The organism is Streptomyces sp. NPDC058665 (assembly GCF_042714995.1).
Classification (GTDB): Bacteria; Actinomycetota; Actinomycetes; order Streptomycetales; family Streptomycetaceae; genus Streptomyces.
In genome coordinates this window covers 1-1,824 of record NZ_JBHXRX010000145.1, presented here as the reverse complement: position 1 = coordinate 1,824, position 1,824 = coordinate 1, and the positions used below count along the sequence as shown (strand labels likewise).

Below are 1,824 nucleotides of genomic sequence, written 5' to 3'. Positions count from 1 at the left end.
GCGTAAATCACGCCGTCCGGGCATGACCCCGGAGCGGCACCCGGACACCGACCGCAACCCAGCTACCCCTGCTGCTCCCGCGAAGCGCGCTCCGCTAGTGACACGTTGAGTTTCAGTACGTACGCTCCTGAATATGAATATGCGCACAGTCGTCGTGGGGACCTCCGGCACCACCGCCGAAGACGTCGTCGCCGTCGCCCGCGGCAACGCCCCCGTCGAGCTCTCCGCCGACGCCATCGCCGCGCTCGCCGCCGCCCGCGAGATCGTCGACTCGCTCGCCGCGAAGCCCGAGCCCGTGTACGGCGTCTCCACCGGGTTCGGGGCCCTCGCCAGCCGGCACATCGGCCCGGAGCTCCGCGGGCGGTTGCAGCGGAACATCGTGCGGTCGCACGCCGCCGGTATGGGCCCGCGGGTCGAGCGGGAGGTCGTGCGGGCGCTGATGTTCCTGCGGCTCAAGACCCTCGCGTCCGGTCGTACCGGCGTACGCCCCGAGGTCGCGCGGACCATCGCGGACGTGCTGAACGCGGGGATCACCCCCGTCGTGCACGAGTACGGCTCCCTCGGCTGCTCCGGCGACCTCGCGCCGCTCTCCCACTGCGCGCTGACGCTGATGGGCGAGGGTGACGCCGAGGGCTCGGACGGTGTGGTGCGGCCCGCCGCCGAGTTGCTCGCCGAGCACGGCATCGTCCCCGTTGAGCTGCGCGAGAAGGAGGGCCTCGCGCTGCTCAACGGCACCGACGGCATGCTCGGGATGCTGGTCATGGCCCTGGCCGACCTCCAGCGGCTCTACACCTCCGCCGACATCACCGCCGCGCTGACCCTGGAGGCCCTGCTTGGTACGGACAAGGTCCTCGCCCCCGAACTGCACGCCATCCGCCCGCACCCCGGCCAGGGCGTCAGCGCCGACAACATGCTGCGGGTGCTCGCCGGGTCCGGGCTGACCGGGCACTTCCAGCAGGACGCGGCGCCCCGGGTCCAGGACGCGTACTCGGTGCGCTGCGCCCCGCAGGTCGCCGGCGCGGGCCGGGACACCCTCGCGTACGCCCGGATCGTGGCCGAACGTGAGCTGGCGTCCGCCGTCGACAACCCGGTGGTGCTGCCCGACGGCCGCGTCGAGTCCAACGGCAACTTCCACGGCGCCCCCGTCGCGTACGTCCTGGACTTCCTCGCGATCGTCGCCGCCGATCTCGGTTCCATCGCCGAGCGCCGCACGGACCGGCTGCTGGACAAGAACCGTTCGCACGGACTGCCCGCCTTCCTCGCGGACGACCCCGGTGTCGACTCGGGCCTGATGATCGCCCAGTACACGCAGGCCGCGCTCGTCAGCGAGATGAAGCGGCTGGCCGCCCCGGCGTCCGTGGACTCCATCCCGTCGTCGGCGATGCAGGAGGACCATGTGTCGATGGGCTGGTCGGCGGCGCGCAAGCTCCGTACGGCCGTCGATCATCTGACGCGGATCCTCGCCGTCGAGATGTACGCGGCGACCCGCGCGATCGAGCTGCGTACGGGCCTGGTGCCCGCGCCCGCGTCGCAGGCCGCGGTCGAGGCGGTGCGGGCGGCGGGGATCGAGGGTCCTGGGCCGGACCGGTTCCTGTCGCCGGATCTCGCGCTGGCCGACACGTTCCTGCGGGAGGGCCGGCTGGTGGCCGCGGTTGAGCCGGTGACCGGTCCGCTGTCCTAGAAGCAGACGTACGGAGGGGGCCGCCCCGCAGCCGGGCGGCCCCCACCCCTCGCGTCAGAGCGCGGCGTGGGGGTGGGGGGGGGGGGCTGATAGCTGCTGGGGGTTACGCTCGTCCGAGGCGTTCGCCGAGGGGACGAACCACA

Annotated in this window: 1 protein-coding gene; it reads left to right on the top strand. The window is 72.8% G+C overall.

Going from position 1 to position 1,824, the window contains the following annotated elements; all coding sequences use genetic code 11:
• Positions 1-133: 133 nt before the first annotated feature.
• On the top strand, positions 134-1,681 hold the full coding sequence (gene hutH / locus ACFWV8_RS38325) for a histidine ammonia-lyase (protein ID WP_384215102.1): 1,548 nt from the start codon (positions 134-136) through the stop codon (positions 1,679-1,681).
• Positions 1,682-1,824 lie beyond the last annotated feature (143 nt).